The following is a 20,096-nucleotide window of genomic DNA, read 5'->3' as shown; positions in this document are numbered from 1 at the left end:
GGAATCATGAGTCTAACTACATCGCTGTTTCAGGCGCGCGGCCTGACCAAGATCTACGGTGCCGGCGAGGCCGAAGTCAGGGCGCTCAACGGTGTCGACCTCGAGCTCTTTCCCGGCGAACTGGTGGTGTTGCTGGGCGCCTCCGGCAGCGGAAAATCCACCCTGTTGAACATCCTCGGCGGCCTCGATGTGCCGACCGAGGGGACGCTGCACTATGCCGGCGAGGATCTCACCCATGCCGATGAGAAGCGCCTGACCCAGTACCGCCGCGATTCGGTGGGCTTCATCTTCCAGTTCTACAACCTGATTCCCAGCCTTACCGCCCGTGAGAACGTCGCACTGATTACCGAGCTGGCCGAAGCCCCCATGAGCCCCAAGGAGGCATTGACGATGGTGGGCCTGGGCGAGCGCCTGGATAATTTCCCGTCGCAGCTCTCCGGTGGTGAGCAGCAGCGCGTGGCCATCGCCCGCGCCATCGCCAAGCGGCCGCAGGTGCTGCTGTGCGACGAGCCGACCGGGGCGCTCGACGTCAAGACCGGCATCACCGTGCTCGAAGCCATCGAGCAGGTCAACCGCAGCACCGGCGCATTGGTGGTGATCATCACCCACAATGCGGTGATCGCGAACATGGCGGATCGCGTGATCCGTTTTTCGGATGGCCGGGTGGCGAGTATCGAGCGCAACAGCCAGCGGCAACCCGCTGCGACGCTGTCCTGGTAGGGAGGCAGCGGATGCGCCCGCTCGACCTCAAGCTGATGCGCGACCTGGGCCGGATGAAGGGCCAGATGATCGCGGTGGCGCTGGTGATGGCCTGTGGGCTGGCAGTCATGGTGATGGCGCGCAGCCTGGTGCTTTCCCTGGGCGGCAGTATCGATGCGTACTACCAGGCGCATCGCTTCGCCATGGTGTTCAGCGAACTGAAGCGGGCGCCGAACACCCTGCGAGTGCAGTTGGAGCGGATTCCCGGTGTCGCCGCGGTGGATACCCGGATAACCGGCAACTTGCGGCTCGATCTGCCGGGAATGAAGGAGCCGGCAGACGGCGTGATCCACTCGCTGCCGGACGATCGGCCACAGCAGCTCAATCTACTGTTTCTACGTGAGGGGCGCTTGCCCGATATCGGCGATCGCTACGAGGTGGTCGTCAGCGAGGCGTTTGCCCGAGCCCACGGTTTTCGCCCGGGTGACAGCGTGGAGGCGGTGATCTATGGCGCGCGCGAGCGCCTGCATATTGTCGGGATAGGCCTGTCGCCGGAATTCGTCTATGAGCTGCAACCGGGGCAGATGATCCCGGACCCCAAGCGTTTCGGGGTGTTCTGGATGAACGAGCGCAAGCTGGCCAGCGCCTTCGACCTGTCCGGGGCCTTCAACAGCGTGATCGTCGACATCGCTCCGGGTGCCAATGCCCAGGCGGTGATGGCTGCGCTTGATCGCCTGTTGTTGCCCTATGGCGGGCAGGTGGCGTACGACCGCAGCGGCCATGTCGCCAGCAAGCAGATCGCCGACGAGATCCGGCAACTGGTCCAGTTCTCCATCGCGTTTCCCGTGCTGTTTCTGAGCGTCGCCGCCTTCATGACCAGTGCGGCGCTGACCCGGATGATCCGCCTGCAGCGCGAACAGATCGCCCAACTCAAGGCGTTCGGCTACTCATCCGCGGCGGTCGGCTGGCATTACCTGAAGTTCGCCCTGGCGATCGTGCTGCTCGGCAGCGTGCTGGGCAGCCTGCTCGGTTTGTGGATGGGGCAGATGATGACCGAGCTCTACACGCGCTTCTTCCAACTGCCGAATCTACCGTTCCGGCCTGACTGGCTGGCGCTGGTGCTCGGCTTTCTGGGCGCCGGCGGCGTTGTCGCTGCTGGGCGTCATCGGTGCGGTATGGCAGGCGGTCAGGCTGCCCCCGGCCGAGGCCATGCGTCCGGAGCCGCCTGCAGCGTTCCGGACATCGCTGCTCGAGCGGCTCGGCCTGCAGAAACTGGCTTCGCCGACATTGCGCATGGCGCTGCGCAATCTCGAGCGCAAGCCCTGGCAGGCGCTGTTCAAGGTGCTGGGGCTGATGCTGGCGACGGCCATACCGATCCTGCCTGGGGCCATGAGGGACAGCATCGACTACCTGATGGATTTCCAGTGGAACCAGGCGCAGCGCCAGGATGTCACGCTGTCGCTCATCGAGCCCGGTTCCGCCTCGGCGCTCAGCGCCATCGGGCAACTGCCCGGGGTACTGCACGTCGAGCCGTTCCGCAGCGTGCCGGCGCGGCTGCGCTTCGGGCACCACGAGCGGCGCGTGTCGTTGACCGGGATGGGGCGCGACAGCCAGTTGAACCGGGTGCTGGATGTGCAGGGGCGGGCGGTGGCCATGCCGTTACAAGGCATGCTGCTGTCCGAGAAGCTGGCCGATGTGCTCGGCGTTTCGCCCGGCGATACGGTGCAGGTCGAGGTACAGGAGGGGCGCAGGCCCGTTCTGCACGTCACGGTGGTCGGCAGCATTACCGACTTCGCCGGGCTGGGGGCCTATCTCGATATCGACGTGCTGCGCCGGTACATGCGCGAAGGCGGTACGCTGAGCGGGGCGCACCTGACGGTAGACCAGGCCTATTGGGATGCCTTCCTGGTGAAGGTCAAGGAGGCGCCGCGTATCGCCGGCCTGAGCATTTCCGCCAACGCACGCGCCAGCTTCGAGGAGACCACCGGGGAGATGATGGGCATCATGCAGGGCATCTACCTGCTGTTCGCCGTGGTCGTTGCCTGTGGTGTCGTCTACAACGGCGCGCGCATTGCCCTGTCCGAGCGTAGCCGGGAACTGGCGACGCTGCGTGTGGTGGGTTTCACGCCGCGAGAAGTGACGGGCGTGCTGCTCAGCGAACTTGCCATGCTGACATTGCTGGCGCTCCCTTTCGGCCTGTACGCCGGCAATCAGCTGACCCAGCTGATGGTCGAACTGTCGAGTACCGAGACGGTGCGCTTCCCGTTGCTGTTCACCTCTCGAACCTATGCCAGTGCGGTGCTGGTCATACTGCTTTCCTCGGCACTGTCGTTTATCGTGATCGGACGTCGTATCCGCCAACTGGACTTGCTGGATGTATTGAAGGCGCGGGATTGAGCTGCTCATGAAGAAGAATTCGAAAGGTTGGAAGAAGTGGCTACCCTGGGGCTTCGCGGCGTTGCTGCTGGCGCTGTTGGTGGTGAGCTTCTGGCCGAAGCCGATTCCGGTGGAAACCGCTGCCGTCAGCGTCGGACCGCTTATCGTCAGTGTTTTCGAGGAGGGCAAGACACGCATCCGCCAGCGCTACGTGGTATCGCCGCCGGTGGCGGGCTTTCTCGAGCGCATCCCGTTGCGCGCGGGGGCGCTGGTAACTGCCGGGCAGACCGTCTTGGCGGTGCTTCATCCGGAGTCGGCCGGTTTTCTCGACCCGCGCAGCAAGGCGCAGGCGGAGGCGGCGCTGCAGGCGGCGCGGCGGCTCAGGTTGCAGCGCCAGGCCGAGTTCGAGCGCAGCGAAGCCGTGCTCGAGCTGGCACAAAAGGAATTCGCGCGCGCCGACGTGCTGCGCAAGAGCGGCACCGTTACCGAGCAGGCCTGGGACCAGGCGAGCAGCCAGTTGCAGGTGCGCAAGCGCGAGGCGAGCGCTGCTCGCTTTGCCCTGGATGTCGCAGGGTTCGAGGTCGAGCAGGCACAGGCGGCTCTGATGCAGGGCGTGGCGCCGGCAGGCAAGGGGGCACCGCTGCAGCTCGTCGCTCCGGTCAGCGGTCACGTGCTCAATGTATTCGAGGAAAATGCCCGGGTCGTCGCCGCCGGCCAGCCGCTGCTTGAGGTGGGCGACCTGCAGGACCTGGAAGCCGAGATCGAGCTGTTGTCCAGCGATGCCGTCGGGGTAGCGCCGGGCGCTGAGGTGATCATCGAGCAATGGGGCGGCGACCGCCCGCTACGCGGCAGGGTCGCGTTGGTCGAGCGGGGCGGCTTCACCAAGATTTCTGCGCTCGGCGTCGAGGAGCAGCGCGTCAAGGTGCGGGTGGATTTCCTCGATCTGCCGGCCCGGATGCTGGGGGATCGCTACAGGGTCGAGGCCCGCATCGTCACCTGGCATGACGATCAGGTGTTGCAGGTGCCCACCGGGGCTCTTTTCCGCCGAGGCAATCGCTGGATGACCTTCGTGGTCGAGGAGGCAACGGCGCGCCTGCGGGAAGTGGAGATCGGTCGCAACAACGGCATCCACGCCCAAGTGTTGACGGGCTTGAGCGAACACGACCGGGTAGTCGTACATCCGCCGGACAGCATCGTCGACGGCGCCACGGTAGAGGCGGTGAAAACCGCGCAATAGCACGGTTCGTCCGGGTTCAGCGGTCGTCGCCCTGGGGCGAGCGCACTTTCGGATAGAGCGCATCGAGCAGCTTGCGGCGCCCGAACACCATCTGCCAGCGGTGCCCGCCGAGCTGGCGCCAGAGGCGGGCAGAGCGGATGCCGGCGAGCAGCAGCGCGCGGATCTTGGCGGCATTGTTCGTCTGCTGCAGGTGGCGCATGTCGCCCTGGACCTGGATGCGCTGGCGGAAGGTGCTGAGGGTGTCCTGATACAGCCCACCGAAGGACGCGATGACATTCTCGTGAGCGATGCCGAAGTGCTCGACCTGTTGCTGGATCGAGTCCAGCCGGCTGCCGATCACCTGGAGCATGTCGTCGCGCTTGGCCAACTGGCGCTCCAGTCCGATCATCGCCAGCGCATAGCGCAGCGGCTCGCGTTGCAGGCTGCTGCTGTCGCGCTCCAGTGCGCCGACCAGCGCCCGGTAGCCGTCGCGCAGGTTGAGGTCGTCGCCGCCATAGATCTCCAGCGTGGTCTGCGGGTTGCGCACCAGCAGGCTGCCGAGCAGGCAGCCGAGCGCAGCGGCGGGTACCTGGCCGGTACGAGCGATGCGGTCTACCAGGGTGGCGGCCTCGAAGACCGCGCCAAGGGCGACCAGTTGTTCGTTCAGCGTGCTCATGGGCGACCCTCGAACCAGGGCTCCGCCTGTTCGATCACGCCACCGCCCAGGCAGACCTCGCCGTCGTAGAGCACGACCGACTGCCCAGGCGTCACTGCGCGCTGGGGCGCGTCGAACACCACGCGGTAGCCGCTGGCAGTCTTCTCCAGGCTGCAGGGCTGGTCGCTCTGGCGATAGCGCACCTTGGCGGTCAGCTGCAGTGGCTCGACAACGTCCAGAGGGTTGACCCAGTAGATTTCCGAAGCCAGCAGGGCACGCGAGAAAAGCCAAGGGTGATCATTGCCCTGGCCGACCACCAGGACATTGCGCTGCAGGTCCTTGCTCAGCACGTACCAGGGCTCGTCGCCGGCATCCTTGAGGCCGCCGATGCCCAGGCCCTGGCGCTGGCCGATGGTGTGGTACATCAGGCCATGGTGGCGGCCGATCACTTCGCCATCGATAGTTTCGATGTCGCCTGGTTGGGCCGGGAGGTACTGCTTGAGGAAGTCGCTGAAGCGGCGTTCGCCGATGAAGCAGATACCTGTGGAATCCTTCTTCTTGGCGGTGGCCAGGCCGTATTTCTCGGCGATGGCGCGTACCTCGGGCTTTTCCAGCTCGCCAACGGGGAACAGGGTCTTGCCCAGCTGCTCGCCGCCGACCGCGTGCAGGAAGTAGCTCTGGTCCTTGTTCGGATCCAGCCCCTTGAGCAACTCGCTGCAGCCATCCACATCGCGGCGGCGCACGTAATGACCGGTGGCGATGAGGTCGGCGCCGAGCATCAGCGCATAGTCGAGGAAGGCCTTGAACTTGATTTCACGGTTGCAGAGGATGTCCGGGTTGGGGGTTCGCCCGGCTTTGTATTCGGCAAGGAAGTGCTCGAAGACGTTGTCCCAGTACTCGGCGGCGAAATTGGCGGTGTGCAGCTTGATGCCGATCCGGTCGCACACGGCCTGGGCGTCGGCCAGGTCTTCCTTGGCGGTGCAGTATTCCGTGCCGTCGTCCTCTTCCCAGTTCTTCATGAACAGGCCTTCGACCTGGTAGCCCTGCTCGAGGAGCAGGAGGGCGGAAACGGAAGAGTCCACGCCGCCGGACATGCCGACGATGACGCGGGTTTTTTCCGGGGCGGTGAGGGTCGAAACAGACATAGGGATTCGCTGAAGGGGTTGCAAAAAGGACCGAATTCTAGCAGGCCGGCGGCGGCAAGACTAAGCCGCGTTCAATCGCGAACCACGTCCAGTGGGTGCAGTGGGCCGCAAAGGTAATCGTCGATGCAGCGTGCCACCAGCTCGCTGCGCCAGCGCTCCGGCTGCGCGGCCAGCTCCTCGCGGGTCAGCCAGGGTGCGCCGACGATGCCATCGTCCAGTGGGCGTTGTGGGTCGTGCCGCAGTGCCTTGGCGGAGAAGCAGACGCGCTGATAGGTCACGCCATTGCTCGGCGCGGTGTACAGATAGATGCCGATGACCCCCGTGAGCTCGACGTCCCAGCCGGTTTCCTCGAGCGTTTCGCGCACGGCGGCCTGGCGCAAGGTCTCGTTGGCTTCCAGGTGGCCTGCCGGTTGATTCAAGACCAGACGCCCGGCCTTGAGTTCTTCCACGAGCAGGAAGCGCCCCTGGTCTTCGACCACGGTGGCGACGGTGATGTGAGGGTGCCAGTCCATAAAAGAGGGTGCCTTGCGGGAAATGCCGCGATCATAGCAGTCGCAGGCCCCTGGAAACACGAACCCCGGCGCAAGGCCGGGGTTCGTGGTGACGCTCAGCGAGCGACTCAGGCGTTCAACGCAGCCAGAGCAGCGTTGAAGGTGGTGCTGGGGCGCATCACCTTGCTGGTCAGCTCCGGGTTGGAGCGGTAGTAGCCGCCGATATCCGCCGGCTTGCCCTGGACGGCAGCGAGTTCGGCGACGATGGTCGCTTCCTGCTCGGTCAGGGCCTTGGCCAGCGGGGCGAAGTGTGCCTTCAGTTCGGCGTCCTCGTCCTGGGCGGCCAGCGCCTGGGCCCAGTACAGAGCCAGGTAGAAGTGGCTGCCGCGGTTGTCGATCTGGCCGACCTTGCGTGCCGGGGACTTGTTGTTGTCCAGCAGCTTGCCGGTGGCCTGGTCGAGGGTCTTGCCGAGGATCTTGGCCTTGGCATTGCCGGTCTTGATACCGGTCTCTTCCAGGGAAACCGCCAGGGCCAGGAACTCGCCGAGTGAATCCCAGCGCAGGTAGTTTTCTTCGACCAGTTGCTGCACGTGCTTCGGTGCCGAGCCGCCGGCGCCGGTTTCGTACATGCCGCCGCCCGCCATCAGCGGAACGATGGAGAGCATCTTGGCCGAGGTGCCCAGCTCCATGATCGGGAACAGGTCGGTCAGGTAGTCGCGCAGTACGTTGCCGGTGACGGAGATGGTGTCCTTGCCGCGGATCATGCGCTCCATGCTCAGGCGGATGGCCTCGTTGTAGCCCATGATGCGGATGTCCAGGCCGCTCAGGTCATGATCCTGCAGGTAGGTCTCGACCTTCTTCTGCAGTTGCATGTCGTGGGCACGCTCCGGGTCCAGCCAGAAGACGGCCGGCGTGTCGGATTGGCGGGCGCGGGTGACGGCCAGCTTGACCCAGTCGCGAATCGGTGCGTCCTTGGTCTGGCAGGCACGCCAGATGTCGCCTTTTTCGACTTCGTGCTGCATCAGCACGGTACCGTCGGCCAGTACGACGCGCATGATGCCGTCGGCCTGCATTTCGAAGGTCTTGTCGTGCGAGCCGTATTCTTCGGCCTTCTGCGCCATCAGGCCGACGTTCGGCACGCTGCCCATGGTGACCGGGTCGAAGGCGCCGTTGGTCTTGCAGAAGTTGATCATCTCCTGGTAGATGCGGGCGTAGGTGCTCTCCGGCATCACCGCCTTGGTGTCCTTCTGCTTGCCATCCTTGCCCCACATCTGGCCGGAGTTGCGGATCATCGCCGGCATGGAGGCATCGACGATCACGTCGCTCGGGATGTGCAGGTTGGTGATGCCCTTGACCGAGTCGACCATCGCCATTTCCGGACGGTGGCTGTAGACCTCGTGGATGTCGTGGAGGATTTCTTCCTGCTGCGAGGCGGGCAGCGACTTGATCTTGTCGTAGACGCTGCTCAGGCCGTTGTTCGGGTTGACGCCCAGCTCCTTGAACAGATCGCCGTACTTGTCGAACACGTCCTTGTAGTAGACGCTCACGGCATGGCCGAAGACGATCGGGTGGGAGATCTTCATCATGGTCGCCTTGACGTGCAGGGACCACATCACGCCGGTTTCCTTGCAGTCCTGCAGGGTGTCCTCGAAGAAGGCCCGCAGTTTCTTGCAGCTCATGAACATGCCGTCGAGCACTTCGCCTTCCAGCAGGGCGAGCTGCTTCTTGACCTCGACCTGGCCGTCCTTACCGACGAACTCGATGCGCACGTCGCCAGCCTTGTCCATGGTGATGGATTGTTCACTGGAGAAGAAATCACCGCCGCGCATGTAGTCGGCGTGGGACTGCGAAGCCTTGCTCCACTTGCCCATGGAGTGCGGGTGCTTGCGGGCGTAGGCCTTCACGGCGGCCGGGGCGCGGCGGTCGGAGTTGCCTTCGCGCAGCACCGGGTTCACGGCACTGCCGAGGACCTTGCTGTAACGCGCGCGGATTTCCTTCTCGGCGTCGGTCTGCGGGTCTTCGGGGAAGTTCGGGATGTTGTAGCCGAGGCCCTGCAGTTCGGCGATGGCTGCCTTGAGCTGGGGAACCGAGGCGCTGATGTTCGGCAGTTTGATGATGTTGGCGTCTGCCTGGGTGGTCAGTTCGGCCAGCTTGGCCAGATCGTCGTCCACTCGTTTGTCGGCAGCCAACTGGTCGGCAAAGCTTGCAAGAATGCGCCCTGCAAGAGAGATGTCGCGTGTTTCGACGGCAATGTCAGCGGAGGCTGCGAAGGCTTCTACAATGGGAAGAAGCGAATAGGTGGCGAGGGCTGGGGCTTCGTCGGTGAAGGTATAGATGATCTTCGAAGGGGTGGACATTTAGCGTTAACTCTCTTCTTGCTGGGCGTGCACAGAATCCCGGGTGCGCAGGGTAGGGCGCTCTGGCTTTTCTTCTCGTCGAGCCAGAAGCGGGATTTCGCCGCGGTGATGATGGATACACCAATAGAGTGTCGAGCGTTTGGAACCGATGAGCCGTGGTAGCAACTCGACGGTTTCAAGAGGCGGGTCTTCTACTGAAAGACAGGCTCGTCCCTTATGACTTGTTAGTCATCGGTGCAGTATACCATCGCGCCGGCATCTCACAGAATGGCCTTGCACATAAGACGAACGCACATATAGTTTCAGCCAATTCGAGTGGGTTACTCTCAAAGACGACGATGTTCAACCACGAAGACGGAGTCCAGCATGGGATACCAAAAGATCCAGGTGCCTGCCAGCGGTGACAAAATCACCGTCAATGCCGATAACACCCTGAATGTTCCCGACAATCCGATCATCCCTTATATCGAGGGGGACGGTATCGGCGTCGACATCAGTCCGGTGATGATCAAGGTCGTGGATGCGGCGGTTCAAAAGGCTTATGGCGGTGCGCGCAAGATCGCCTGGATGGAAGTCTTTGCTGGCGAGAAGGCCACCCAGGTCTACGACCAGGATACCTGGTTGCCGAAGGAAACCCTGGAAGCCGTCCGCGACTACGTGGTGTCCATCAAGGGACCGCTGACCACTCCGGTAGGCGGTGGTATCCGCTCGCTGAACGTTGCCTTGCGCCAGGAGCTGGACCTCTACGTCTGCCAGCGCCCGGTTCGCTGGTTCACTGGCGTGCCGAGCCCGGTCAAGAAGCCGGGTGACGTGGATATGGTGATCTTCCGCGAGAACTCCGAGGACATCTACGCCGGCGTCGAATGGAAGGCTGGTTCCCCCGAGGCGGAAAAGGTCATCAAGTTCCTCACCGAGGAAATGGGCGTCAAGAAGATTCGCTTCACCGAGAATTGCGGCATTGGTATCAAGCCGGTTTCGCAGGAGGGCACCAAGCGGCTGGTCCGCAAGGCGCTGCAATACGCGGTGGACAACGACCGCAGCTCCGTGACCATCGTCCACAAGGGCAACATCATGAAGTTCACCGAGGGTGCCTTCAAGGAATGGGGCTACGAGGTCGCGCGTGACGAATTCGCTGCGGAGCTGCTGGACGGCGGCCCGTGGATGCAGTTCAAGAACCCCAATACCGGCAAGAACATCGTGGTCAAGGATGCGATCGCCGACGCCATGCTGCAGCAGATCCTGCTGCGTCCTGCCGAATACGATGTGATCGCCACGCTCAACCTGAACGGCGACTACCTGTCCGATGCCCTGGCGGCAGAGGTGGGTGGTATCGGTATCGCCCCGGGGGCCAACCTGTCCGATACCGTGGCGATGTTCGAGGCCACTCATGGCACGGCGCCGAAGTATGCCGGCCAGGACAAGGTCAATCCGGGCTCGCTGATTCTCTCCGCCGAAATGATGCTGCGGCATATGGGCTGGATCGAGGCGGCCGACCTGATCATCAAGGCGACCGAAGGCGCCATTGCGGCGAAGACCGTCACCTACGACTTCGAGCGCCTGATGGAGGGCGCGCAGTTGATGTCCTGCTCGCAGTTCGGCGATGCCATGATCAGCCATATGTAATCCGGCTGATGACAAAAAGGCCGATCGTGCGATCGGCCTTTTTTATTTATTGCCTCGAGAGCGTCAGGCGTCCACCGCGGAGGCCGTCTGGGAAGCCGGGGTTGCAGCTTCGGATGTGGTCTGCTGCGGCCTGATATCGGTCGCATGAAGGCCTTTGGGACCCTGCAGAATATTGAACATGACCGCTTGCCCAGCCTTGAGAGTGCGATAGCCTTCCATCTGGATGGCCGAGTAGTGGGCGAACAGGTCCTCATCGCCGCCGTCTGCTACGATGAAGCCGTAGCCCTTGGCGTTGTTGAACCACTTGACCTTACCGCTTAGCATGCTGTTGTCCCTCTGCAAAGGAGTCCATTACTGGAGTAACATCCATTTCATTCCGCGCTTATGCAGCCCGAGGCCTCATGTTGCGCAACCCGCTTGCCCTTGTAGGCACATACTGTTTGTATCACCGTTTTGCCGATAGTCAAGGCGACTCGTCAGCTGGCTGCGAAGCTGTCCACCTTTCATCTGGCCCCGACGCCACGACCTAGAACCGTTATGCGCATGCATGCAATTGCTCAGATTCGACTAACATTCAATCAGGATCGGCCTCTAGGGGACGAGGATGACGCCTCCGGCCTGGCGGTTCAGGAAGCCAAGCCGGAATTGAAGGCACCTCCGATGTACAAAGTTGTCATGTTCAATGATGACTACACGCCCATGGACTTCGTCGTCGAGGTGCTGGAAGGCATCTTCAACCACAGCAGGGAGCAGGCGACCAGGATCATGCTGGCTGTTCATACCGAGGGGCGAGCGGTGTGCGGGATGTATACCCGCGACGTTGCCGAAACCAAAGCGATGCAAGTCAATCAATATGCAAGGGAATGCCAGCACCCGCTGCTTTGTGAGATCGAGAAGGACGGTTAACTCCCGACTGCTGGGGAAGAGGTGAAAGCTATGTTGAACCGTGAGCTCGAAGTCACTCTGAATCTGGCTTTCAAAGAGGCACGTACCAAGCGCCATGAATTCATGACGGTTGAACACCTCCTGTTGGCCCTACTGGACAATGAAGCGGCCGCAACGGTATTGCGTGCCTGCGGCGCCAGCCTGGACAAGTTGCGGCATGATCTCCAGGAGTTCATCGATTCCACCACGCCGCTCATCCCGCAGCATGATGAAGAGCGAGAAACCCAGCCCACCCTAGGCTTCCAGCGTGTCCTGCAGCGCGCGGTATTCCATGTGCAGAGTTCCGGCAAGCGCGAAGTCACCGGAGCCAACGTGCTGGTGGCCATTTTCAGCGAACAGGAAAGCCAGGCCGTGTTTCTGCTCAAGCAGCAGAATGTGGCGCGTATCGATGTGGTCAACTATATCGCGCACGGCATTTCCAAGGTTCCTGGCAGCACTGGCAATCCAGAGGGTGACACGGAAATGCAGGATGAAGAAGGCGGTGAGTCGGGAACCTCGGGCAATCCGCTGGATGCCTATGCCAGCAATCTGAATGAGCTGGCGCGCCAGGGGCGGATCGATCCGCTGGTGGGGCGTGAGCACGAAGTCGAGCGGGTGGCGCAGATTCTGGCGCGCCGCCGCAAGAACAATCCGCTGTTGGTGGGGGAGGCCGGTGTCGGCAAGACCGCCATTGCCGAAGGGCTGGCGAAGCGAATCGTCGACAACCAGGTGCCTGATCTGTTGGCCGATAGCGTCGTCTACTCGCTGGACCTCGGGGCGCTGCTGGCCGGTACGAAATACCGCGGCGATTTCGAGAAGCGCTTCAAGGCATTGCTCGGTGAGCTGCGCAAGCGGCCGCATGCCATTCTCTTCATCGACGAGATCCACACCATCATCGGTGCCGGCGCGGCATCCGGTGGCGTGATGGATGCTTCGAACCTGCTCAAGCCGCTGCTCTCTTCCGGCGAGATCCGTTGTATCGGTTCCACCACGTTCCAGGAGTTCCGCGGGATCTTCGAGAAGGATCGCGCGCTGGCGCGGCGTTTCCAGAAGGTGGACGTGAGCGAGCCGTCAGTCGAGGACACCATCGGCATTCTTCGTGGACTCAAGGGGCGTTTCGAACAGCATCACCACATCGAGTACACCGACGAGGCGCTCCGTGCGGCCGCCGAACTCGCGTCACGCTACATCAATGATCGGCACATGCCGGACAAGGCGATCGACGTGATCGACGAGGCGGGTGCCTATCAGCGCCTGCAGCCGGAAGAGAAGCGAGTCAAGTGCATCGACGTCGAACAGGTCGAGAACATCGTGGCGAAGATCGCACGCATTCCGCCCAAGCACGTCAGCAGTTCGGACAAGGAGTTGCTGCGCAATCTCGAGCGCGATCTCAAGCTCACCGTGTTCGGCCAGGACGATGCGATCGATTCGCTGGCCACTGCCATCAAGCTGTCCCGTGCGGGGCTCAAGGCGCCCGACAAGCCGGTCGGCTCGTTCCTCTTCGCCGGGCCGACCGGTGTCGGCAAGACCGAGGCGGCGCGGCAGCTGGCGCGGGCGCTGGGGGTGGAGCTGATACGCTTCGACATGTCCGAATACATGGAGCGGCATACCGTTTCCCGGTTGATCGGTGCGCCTCCGGGGTACGTCGGCTTCGACCAGGGCGGCCTGCTGACGGAGGCGATTACCAAACAGCCCCATTGCGTGCTGCTGCTCGACGAGATCGAGAAGGCCCACCCGGAAGTCTTCAACCTGCTACTGCAGGTCATGGACCACGGTACGCTTACCGACAACAACGGGCGCAAGGCCGATTTTCGCAACGTGATCATCATCATGACCACCAATGCGGGGGCGGAAACCGCGGCGCGCGCTTCCATCGGCTTCACCTTGCAGGACCATGCCTCGGATGCCATGGAAGTGATCAAGAAGAGCTTCACGCCGGAGTTCCGCAACCGTCTGGACACCATCATCCAGTTCGGCCGGCTGAGTCACGAAGTCATCAAGAGCATCGTCGACAAGTTCCTCATCGAACTGCAGGCGCAACTCGAGGACAAGCATGTGACGCTGGAGGTCTCGGATGCCGCGCGCAGCTGGCTGGCTGAGCATGGCTACGATGCGCAGATGGGCGCGCGGCCGATGGCCAGGCTGATCCAGGACAAGATCAAGCGCCCATTGGCGGAGGAGATCCTGTTCGGCGAGCTGGCCGAGCATGGCGGCGTGGTGCATATCGATATTCGAGACGGCGAACCGTTCTTCGAGTTCGAAACCACGGCCGAGCTGGCCTGATCGCTTGAATGGATCGAACGCCCGGCAAATGCCGGGCGTTTTTCTTTCTATTTCAGAGCCCTGCTGGAAGTGTGCTCACACGGGTAGGTTGGCGCTGAGCGTAGCGAAGCCCAACTGGGGTCGACATGGAAAGCATGTTGGGCTTCGTCGCTGCGCTCCTCAATCCAACCTACGCGGCCCGACCCAATCTATGCGCAGCGGCGGCCAAGGGTGGCAGACACAAAAAAGCCCGGTCAGGGCCGGGCGTTTTTCTCGCGTCTCGCTTAGCGGGCGCGGTAGGTGATGCGACCCTTGCTCAGATCGTAGGGGGTCAGCTCCACGCGAACCTTGTCACCGGTAAGAATCCGGATGTAGTTCTTGCGCATCTTGCCGGAGATGTGCGCAGTAACGACGTGCCCATTTTCCAACTCCACACGAAACATGGTGTTGGGCAGGGTGTCGACGACAGTACCTTCCATTTCGAAGCTGTCTTCTTTCGACATTCAGTAAAGTCCTCGGTGTTCTAATGATTGGCCCGGCACAAGCCTGCGCGGGCAAAAGCGGCAAGCATTGTGCCCGAAATGGGCCGGTGAGCCAAGGGCTTCAGCTGAGCGTCACCCAGCGCTGGTTGACCAGCAGTTCGATCGGACGGTATTCGGTCTTGTAGTTCATCTTCCGGCAGTTCTTGATCCAGTAGCCGAGATAAACGGCCTCCAGACCGAGGCGGGCCGCCTCGTCGATCTGCCAGAGAATCGCATAGCGGCCCAGGCTGCGCCGTTCTTCATCCGGGTCGTAGAAGGTGTAGACCGCGGAAAGCCCGTTTGGCAGCACATCGGTCACCGCGACAGCCAGCAGGCGGCCATGCAGACGGAACTCGTAGAAGCGGCAGAAAGGCAGATCGCGCACGAGGAAAGTGTTGAACTGGTCGCGGCTGGGAGGATACATGTCGCCGTCGGCATGGCGGCGTTCGATATAGGTGGCGTAGAGCGCATAGAGTTCTTCGCTGAAACTCGGGCGCACGCCCCTGACCTGCAGGTCGGCATTGCGCTTGAGGATGCGCTTCTGTTGGCGGCTGAGGTTGCGTGCGCGCACCGGAATGCGCGCCGGGATGCACGCCGAGCAGCGCTGGCAATGCGGGCGGTAGAGGTGGTCGCCACTGCGCCGGAAGCCCATCTCCGACAATTCCGCATATACCTGAACATCCATCGGCTGGCTGGGGTCGAGAAACAGCGTCGTGGCCTGTTCGTCGGGCAGGTAGCTGCACGCATGCGGCTGGGTGGCGTAGAACTTGAGGCGAGCCAGTGAAGTCATGGTCAACTCTCAGAAATCATGAGCTCAGTGTAGGTCAGCTTGCCGTAGCAGACTAGGCGCTCCAGTCGGCGGTACTGGAGCGATCCAGATGTTCGGCGAGCGCCTGGGCGAACACTGCGCGGGGAATGCTGCGGGCGCCGAAGCTTTCCAGGTGGCGTGTGGGCATCTGGCAGTCGATCAGCGCGAAGCCCCAATCGCGCAGATGCTCGACCAGCGTTACGAACCCCACCTTCGACGCATCGGTGGCTCGACTGAACATCGACTCGCCGAAAAATAGCCCACCCATCGCCAGTCCGTAGAGTCCCCCGACGAGCTGCTCGCCCTGCCAGACTTCGACCGAATGCGCCACGCCCATTTCATGCAGCCTGAGGTAGGCCTGCTGCATGGGCGTGGTGATCCAGGTTCCGTCGGTGTAGCTGCGCGGGCCTGCGCAGCCCTGGATCACGTCGGCGAAGGCCTGGTCGAAGGTGACTCGGTAGCCTCCCTGGCGTAGCCGCTTGCGCAGGCTGCGCGAGACATGCAGTTCATCCGGATACAGCACGGTACGTGGATCGGGCGACCACCAGAGCAGGGGCTGGCCGTCCTGATACCAAGGAAAGCAACCGTGACGATAGGCCGCCAGCAGGCGCTCGGGGCTCAGGTCGCCACCAGCCGCCAGCAGGCCGTTGGGCTCACGCAGTGCCTTGTCGAGGGGAGGAAAGGTGAGCTCGTCGCGTTTCAGCCAGGTCAGCATATCGCTACGCGGAATAGGGGAGGGCGGGTGCGAGCACCCGCCGGCCGATCAGTTGTCGAGGTATTTTTCGGCATCCAGCGCGGCCATGCAGCCGGCACCGGCGGAGGTGATCGCCTGGCGATAGACATGGTCGGCCACGTCGCCGGCTGCGAACACGCCGGGAATGCTGGTGCAGGTCGCATCGCCTTCGCCGCCGCCCTTGATCTTCAGGTAGCCGTCCTTCATCTCCAGCTGGCCCTGGAACAGGTCAGTGTTCGGCTTGTGGCCGATGGCGATGAATACGCCGGCGAGGTCGAGTTTGTTCTCTTCGCCGGTGAGCGTGTTCTTCAGGCGTACCCCGGTCACGCCGCTGGCGTCGCCCAGCACTTCCTCGAGGGTATGGTTCCAGTGCAGGCGAATATTGCCGTTGGTCGCCTTGTCCATGAGCTTGTCCTGCAGGATCTTCTCCGAACGCAGCTTGTCGCGACGGTGGATCAGGTGCACTTCCTTGGCGATGTTGGACAGGTACAGCGCTTCCTCGACGGCGGTGTTGCCGCCCCCGACCACCGCGACCACCTGGTTGCGGTAGAAGAAGCCATCGCAGGTGGCACAGGCGGATACGCCGCGGCCGGCGAAGGCGTCTTCCGACGGCAGGCCCAGATACTGCGCCGAGGCGCCGGTGGCGATGATCAGCGCGTCGCAGCTGTAGCTGCCGCTGTCGCCCTTGAGAATGAAGGGGCGCTGCTGCAACTCCGCCGTATGGATGTGATCGAAGACGATCTCGGTATCGAAGCGTTCGGCGTGTTTCTGCATGCGCACCATCAGGTCGGGGCCGGTCAGGCCTTCGACGTCGCCGGGCCAGTTGTCGACCTCGGTGGTGGTCGTCAGCTGGCCGCCGGGCTGGATGCCGGTGATCATCAGCGGCTTCAGGTTGGCGCGGGCAGCATATACCGCAGCGGTATAGCCGGCCGGGCCCGAGCCGAGGATGATCAGACGCGAATGCTTGACTTCACTCATAAAAAGCCCTCATAAGCCTTTGTTGCAAATAGAGAAGCGTGCTCCAGTCGAGCCGCGCTGCGAAATCGGGCGTTTATGCTACACCGAAGCCTCGACAAAAGCCCGAGCCGCCGCGGAACCGGCATGCCATCGAATCGACAAACCCGTACAATGCCAGCGTTCTGGCTGACTACGGATCATCGAGCGCCCCAGGCGCAGGATAGAAAGCGTTTTGAAGAATTCCTCATCTACCGCGCCGGCGTCCGTCTGGCGACAACAATTGCACTATCGCCTCAAGGAAGGCGCGTTGATAGCGCTCGGTGCGCTCTGCGCCTACCTGTGGATGGCCTTGCTCACCTACGACCCGGCCGATCCGGGCTGGACCCACACCAGCAATGTCGAGCAGGTCCACAATGCCGCGGGCCGTGCCGGCGCCTGGTTCGCCGACATCCTGTTCATGGCCCTGGGCTATTTCGCCTACCTGTTCCCTCTGCTGCTGGGTATCAAGACCTGGCAGATCTTTCGCGCGCGCCATCAGCCCTGGAGCTGGAATGGCTGGTTGTTCTCCTGGCGTCTGATCGGCCTGGTGTTCCTGGTGCTCTCCGGTTCGGCGCTGGCCTATATCCATTTCCAGTCGGCCAACGGCCTGCCGGCCTCCGCGGGGGGCGCGCTGGGGGAGAGCCTCGGCCAACTGGCGGTGCTGTCGCTGAATGTGCAGGGCAGCACGCTCGCACTGCTGGCGTTCTTTCTTTTCGGCCTGACGGTCTTCACCGACCTTTCCTGGTTCAAGGTGATGGACATCACCGGCAAGATCACCCTGGACCTGATCGAGCTGATCCAGAGCTTCTTCAGCCGTTGGTGGGATGCCCGCGCCGAGCGCAAGCAACTGGTGGCCCAGTTGCGCGAGGCGGACGAGGTCGTCAACGAGGTGGCGGCGCCAATGGTGCGTGACCGCCGCGAACAGGCCAAGGTCAAGGAGCGCATCATCGAGCGTGACGAAGCCCTGGCCAAGCACATGAGCGAGCGCGACAAGCGCATCGCCCCGGTGATCGCGCCACCGCCAGCGCCGAAGGCCGCCGAGCCGAGCAAGCGCGTGCTCAAGGAAAAGCAGGCGCCGCTGTTCGTCGACAGCGCCATCGAAGGGAGCCTGCCGCCGATTTCCATTCTCGACGTCGCCGAGAAGAAGCAGAAGCAGTTCTCCCCCGAGTCGCTGGAGGCTATGTCGCGGCTGCTGGAGATCAAGCTCAAGGAGTTCGGCGTCGAGGTGGTGGTCGAGTCGGTGCATCCCGGTCCGGTGATTACCCGTTTCGAGATCCAGCCCGCCGCGGGGGTGAAGGTCAGCCGTATCTCCAACCTGGCCAAGGACCTGGCGCGCTCGATGGCCATGGTCAGCGTGCGCGTGGTCGAGGTGATCCCCGGCAAGACCACCGTGGGCATCGAGGTGCCCAACGAGGACCGGCAGATCGTGCGCTTCTCCGAAGTGCTGTCGTCGGCGCCCTACGACGACGCCAAGTCGCCGGTCACCCTCGCCCTGGGCCACGATATCGGCGGCCACCCGGTGATCGCCGACCTGGCGAAGATGCCGCACTTGCTGGTGGCGGGCACCACCGGCTCGGGCAAGTCGGTGGGGGTCAACGCGATGATCCTGTCGATCCTGTTCAAGTCGACGCCGGAAGAGGCGCGGCTGATCATGATCGACCCGAAGATGCTCGAGCTGTCGATCTACGAGGGTATCCCGCACCTGCTCTGCCCGGTGGTCACCGACATGAAGGAGGCAGCCAACGCGCTGCGCTGGAGCGTCGCCGAGATGGAACGACGCTACAAGCTGATGGCGGCCATGGGCGTGCGCAACCTGGCCGGCTTCAACCGCAAGGTCAAGGAAGCCGAGGAGGCGGGTACGCCGCTCAGCGACCCGTTGTTCCGCCGCGAGAACATGGATGACCAGCCGCCGCCACTGAAGCCCCTGCCGACCATCGTCGTGGTGGTGGACGAATTCGCCGACATGATGATGATCGTCGGCAAGAAGGTCGAAGAGCTGATCGCGCGTATCGCGCAGAAGGCGCGGGCGGCCGGCATCCACCTGATCCTCGCTACCCAGCGGCCCTCGGTGGACGTGATCACCGGCCTGATCAAGGCCAACATCCCGACCCGCATGGCCTTCCAGGTATCGAGCAAGATCGACTCGCGCACCATCCTCGACCAGGGTGGCGCCGAACAGTTGCTCGGCCATGGCGACATGCTCTACCTGCCGCCGGGCACCGGCCTGCCGATCCGCGTGCATGGCGCCTTCGTTTCCGATGACGAGGTGCACCGCGTGGTCGAGGCCTGGAAGGCGCGTGGCGCGCCCGACTATATCGAAGACATCCTCGCCGGCGTGGAAGAGTCCGGCAGCGGCTTCGATGGCGGCGGTGGCGAGGGCGGTGGCGAAGGCAGCGAGGAGGACCCGCTGTACGACGAGGCCGTGCGCTTCGTCACCGAGAGCCGCCGCGCATCGATCTCCGCCGTGCAGCGCAAGCTGAAGATCGGCTACAACCGCGCCGCACGGATGATCGAGGCCATGGAAATGGCCGGCGTGGTCACATCCATGAACACCAATGGCTCGCGCGAGGTCATCGCGCCGCCACCTATCCGCGATTGAATCGCTTCGAGGGCTTCATGCAATTGATCCGCCTGCTGTGTGCATCTGTCCTGATGTTCGCCCTGGTCCCGGCCCAGGCCGATCAGGCCGCGTCCACCCAACGCCTGACCGGCCTGCTCAACCAGGCCGAAACCCTGACCGGGCGCTTTTCCCAGCTTTCGCTCGATGGCAGCGGTACCCAGCTGCAGGAAACCTCCGGCGAGCTGGCGCTCAAGCGCCCCGGCCAGTTCCGCTGGCACACCGATGCGCCGATGGAGCAGCTGCTGGTGTCCGATGGCAAGCAGGTCTGGCTGTACGACCCGGACCTGGAGCAGGTCACCATCCAGCAGCTCGACCAGCGCCTGACCCATACACCGGCGCTGCTGCTCTCCGGCGATGTCTCCAGCATCAGCGAGAACTTCGAGGTGTCGCACAAGGAAGCCGGCGACGTCGTCGATTTCACCCTGAAACCCAAGGCCAAGGACACGCTGTTCGACAACCTGCGGCTGTCCTTCCGGGGCGGGGTGATCAACGACATGCAACTGATCGACAGTGTCGGCCAGCGCACCAACATCCTGTTCATGGGCGTGAAGATGAACCAGCCGCTGAAGGCCGACCTGTTCACCTTCAAGATCCCCGAGGGCGCCGACGTCATCGCCGAATGACCCGGCATCCGTTCCGAGAGGCCCGCACGCACGGGCCTCGGCAGCAG

General features: G+C 63.1%; 17 protein-coding genes and 1 pseudogene. 9 read left to right on the top strand and 9 right to left on the bottom strand.

Annotation, left to right across the window (positions count from 1 at the left end; translation table 11 throughout):
* Positions 1–6: 6 nt before the first annotated feature.
* The 4 genes and pseudogenes from CXK94_RS19025 (at position 7) to CXK94_RS19015 (ending at position 4,312) form a co-directional block, all read left to right on the top strand.
* Entirely contained in the window at positions 7–720 is a 714-nt protein-coding gene (locus tag CXK94_RS19025; RefSeq protein WP_037039510.1) for an ABC transporter ATP-binding protein, read from the top strand.
* 11 nt (positions 721–731) lie between these two features.
* A pseudogene (locus tag CXK94_RS22855) lies at positions 732–1,787 on the top strand (FtsX-like permease family protein); the annotation flags it as partial.
* A 58-nt stretch (positions 1,788–1,845) separates the two neighbouring features.
* Positions 1,846–3,096 carry an ABC transporter permease gene (locus tag CXK94_RS22735; RefSeq protein WP_256046077.1) on the top strand — a complete coding sequence of 417 codons (1,251 nt, stop codon included), beginning with the start codon at positions 1,846–1,848 and terminating at the stop codon, positions 3,094–3,096.
* 7 nt (positions 3,097–3,103) lie between these two features.
* Positions 3,104–4,312: an efflux RND transporter periplasmic adaptor subunit gene (locus tag CXK94_RS19015; RefSeq protein ID WP_102895478.1), complete on the top strand. Its 1,209-nt coding sequence runs from the start codon at positions 3,104–3,106 to the stop codon at positions 4,310–4,312.
* A 16-nt stretch (positions 4,313–4,328) separates the two neighbouring features.
* On the opposite strand, the gene hflD is transcribed toward CXK94_RS19015, so the two are convergent.
* The 4 genes from hflD to CXK94_RS18995 all read right to left on the bottom strand — a co-directional run bounded on the left by hflD (position 4,329) and on the right by CXK94_RS18995 (position 8,939).
* Positions 4,329–4,967, bottom strand: coding sequence for a high frequency lysogenization protein HflD (hflD, locus tag CXK94_RS19010; RefSeq protein WP_037039512.1), 639 nt, complete (start codon positions 4,965–4,967; stop codon positions 4,329–4,331).
* Positions 4,964–6,091, bottom strand: a complete 1,128-nt coding sequence (gene mnmA, locus CXK94_RS19005) for a tRNA 2-thiouridine(34) synthase MnmA (RefSeq protein ID WP_146032318.1) — start codon at positions 6,089–6,091, stop codon at positions 4,964–4,966. Before mnmA ends, hflD begins: the two co-directional genes overlap by 4 nt.
* A gap of 71 nt (positions 6,092–6,162) precedes the next feature.
* Positions 6,163–6,603, bottom strand: coding sequence for an NUDIX hydrolase (locus CXK94_RS19000; RefSeq protein WP_102895477.1), 441 nt, complete (start codon positions 6,601–6,603; stop codon positions 6,163–6,165).
* 107 nt (positions 6,604–6,710) lie between these two features.
* Positions 6,711–8,939, bottom strand: coding sequence for an NADP-dependent isocitrate dehydrogenase (locus CXK94_RS18995; protein WP_102895476.1), 2,229 nt, complete (start codon positions 8,937–8,939; stop codon positions 6,711–6,713).
* Positions 8,940–9,305: 366 nt separating this feature from the next.
* On the opposite strand from CXK94_RS18995, the gene icd reads away from it, so the two are divergent.
* Positions 9,306–10,562, top strand: a complete 1,257-nt coding sequence (gene icd, locus CXK94_RS18990) for an NADP-dependent isocitrate dehydrogenase (RefSeq protein WP_102895475.1) — start codon at positions 9,306–9,308, stop codon at positions 10,560–10,562.
* Positions 10,563–10,625: 63 nt separating this feature from the next.
* Here icd and cspD read toward each other — a convergent pair whose 3' ends face one another.
* Positions 10,626–10,886, bottom strand: a complete 261-nt coding sequence (cspD, locus tag CXK94_RS18985; protein ID WP_037039549.1) for a cold shock domain-containing protein CspD — start codon at positions 10,884–10,886, stop codon at positions 10,626–10,628.
* 219 nt (positions 10,887–11,105) lie between these two features.
* Between cspD and clpS the strand changes: the two genes are divergently transcribed.
* Together clpS and clpA are read left to right on the top strand one after the other, a co-directional pair.
* On the top strand, positions 11,106–11,468 hold the full coding sequence (gene clpS, locus CXK94_RS18980; RefSeq protein ID WP_102895490.1) for an ATP-dependent Clp protease adapter ClpS: 363 nt from the start codon (positions 11,106–11,108) through the stop codon (positions 11,466–11,468).
* Positions 11,469–11,498: 30 nt separating this feature from the next.
* Positions 11,499–13,769: an ATP-dependent Clp protease ATP-binding subunit ClpA gene (clpA, locus tag CXK94_RS18975; RefSeq protein WP_102895474.1), complete on the top strand. Its 2,271-nt coding sequence runs from the start codon at positions 11,499–11,501 to the stop codon at positions 13,767–13,769.
* 263 nt (positions 13,770–14,032) lie between these two features.
* Here clpA and infA read toward each other — a convergent pair whose 3' ends face one another.
* The 4 genes from infA to trxB all read right to left on the bottom strand — a co-directional run bounded on the left by infA (position 14,033) and on the right by trxB (position 16,788).
* Complete coding sequence (gene infA, locus CXK94_RS18970) at positions 14,033–14,251, bottom strand: translation initiation factor IF-1 (RefSeq protein ID WP_002553999.1); 219 nt, start codon at positions 14,249–14,251, stop codon at positions 14,033–14,035.
* A 100-nt stretch (positions 14,252–14,351) separates the two neighbouring features.
* Positions 14,352–15,059: an arginyltransferase gene (locus CXK94_RS18965; RefSeq protein ID WP_102895473.1), complete on the bottom strand. Its 708-nt coding sequence runs from the start codon at positions 15,057–15,059 to the stop codon at positions 14,352–14,354.
* Between the two features lie 52 nt (positions 15,060–15,111).
* The gene (aat, locus tag CXK94_RS18960) at positions 15,112–15,792 is read right to left on the bottom strand and encodes a leucyl/phenylalanyl-tRNA--protein transferase (RefSeq protein WP_102895472.1); all 681 of its coding nucleotides are present in this window, start codon (positions 15,790–15,792) and stop codon (positions 15,112–15,114) included.
* A gap of 48 nt (positions 15,793–15,840) precedes the next feature.
* Positions 15,841–16,788 carry a thioredoxin-disulfide reductase gene (trxB, locus tag CXK94_RS18955; RefSeq protein WP_102895471.1) on the bottom strand — a complete coding sequence of 316 codons (948 nt, stop codon included), beginning with the start codon at positions 16,786–16,788 and terminating at the stop codon, positions 15,841–15,843.
* A 178-nt stretch (positions 16,789–16,966) separates the two neighbouring features.
* Here trxB and ftsK point away from each other — a divergent pair, with 178 nt between their 5' ends.
* Complete coding sequence (gene ftsK / locus CXK94_RS18950) at positions 16,967–19,405, top strand: DNA translocase FtsK (RefSeq protein WP_272868034.1); 2,439 nt, start codon at positions 16,967–16,969, stop codon at positions 19,403–19,405.
* Between the two features lie 17 nt (positions 19,406–19,422).
* Positions 19,423–20,049, top strand: coding sequence for an outer membrane lipoprotein chaperone LolA (gene lolA / locus CXK94_RS18945; RefSeq protein ID WP_102895469.1), 627 nt, complete (start codon positions 19,423–19,425; stop codon positions 20,047–20,049).
* Positions 20,050–20,096 lie beyond the last annotated feature (47 nt).

Origin of the sequence: Stutzerimonas stutzeri (assembly GCF_002890915.1) — a bacterium.
GTDB lineage: Bacteria > Pseudomonadota > Gammaproteobacteria > Pseudomonadales > Pseudomonadaceae > Stutzerimonas > Stutzerimonas stutzeri_AF.
This window is presented reverse-complemented; position numbering and strand designations above follow the sequence as displayed.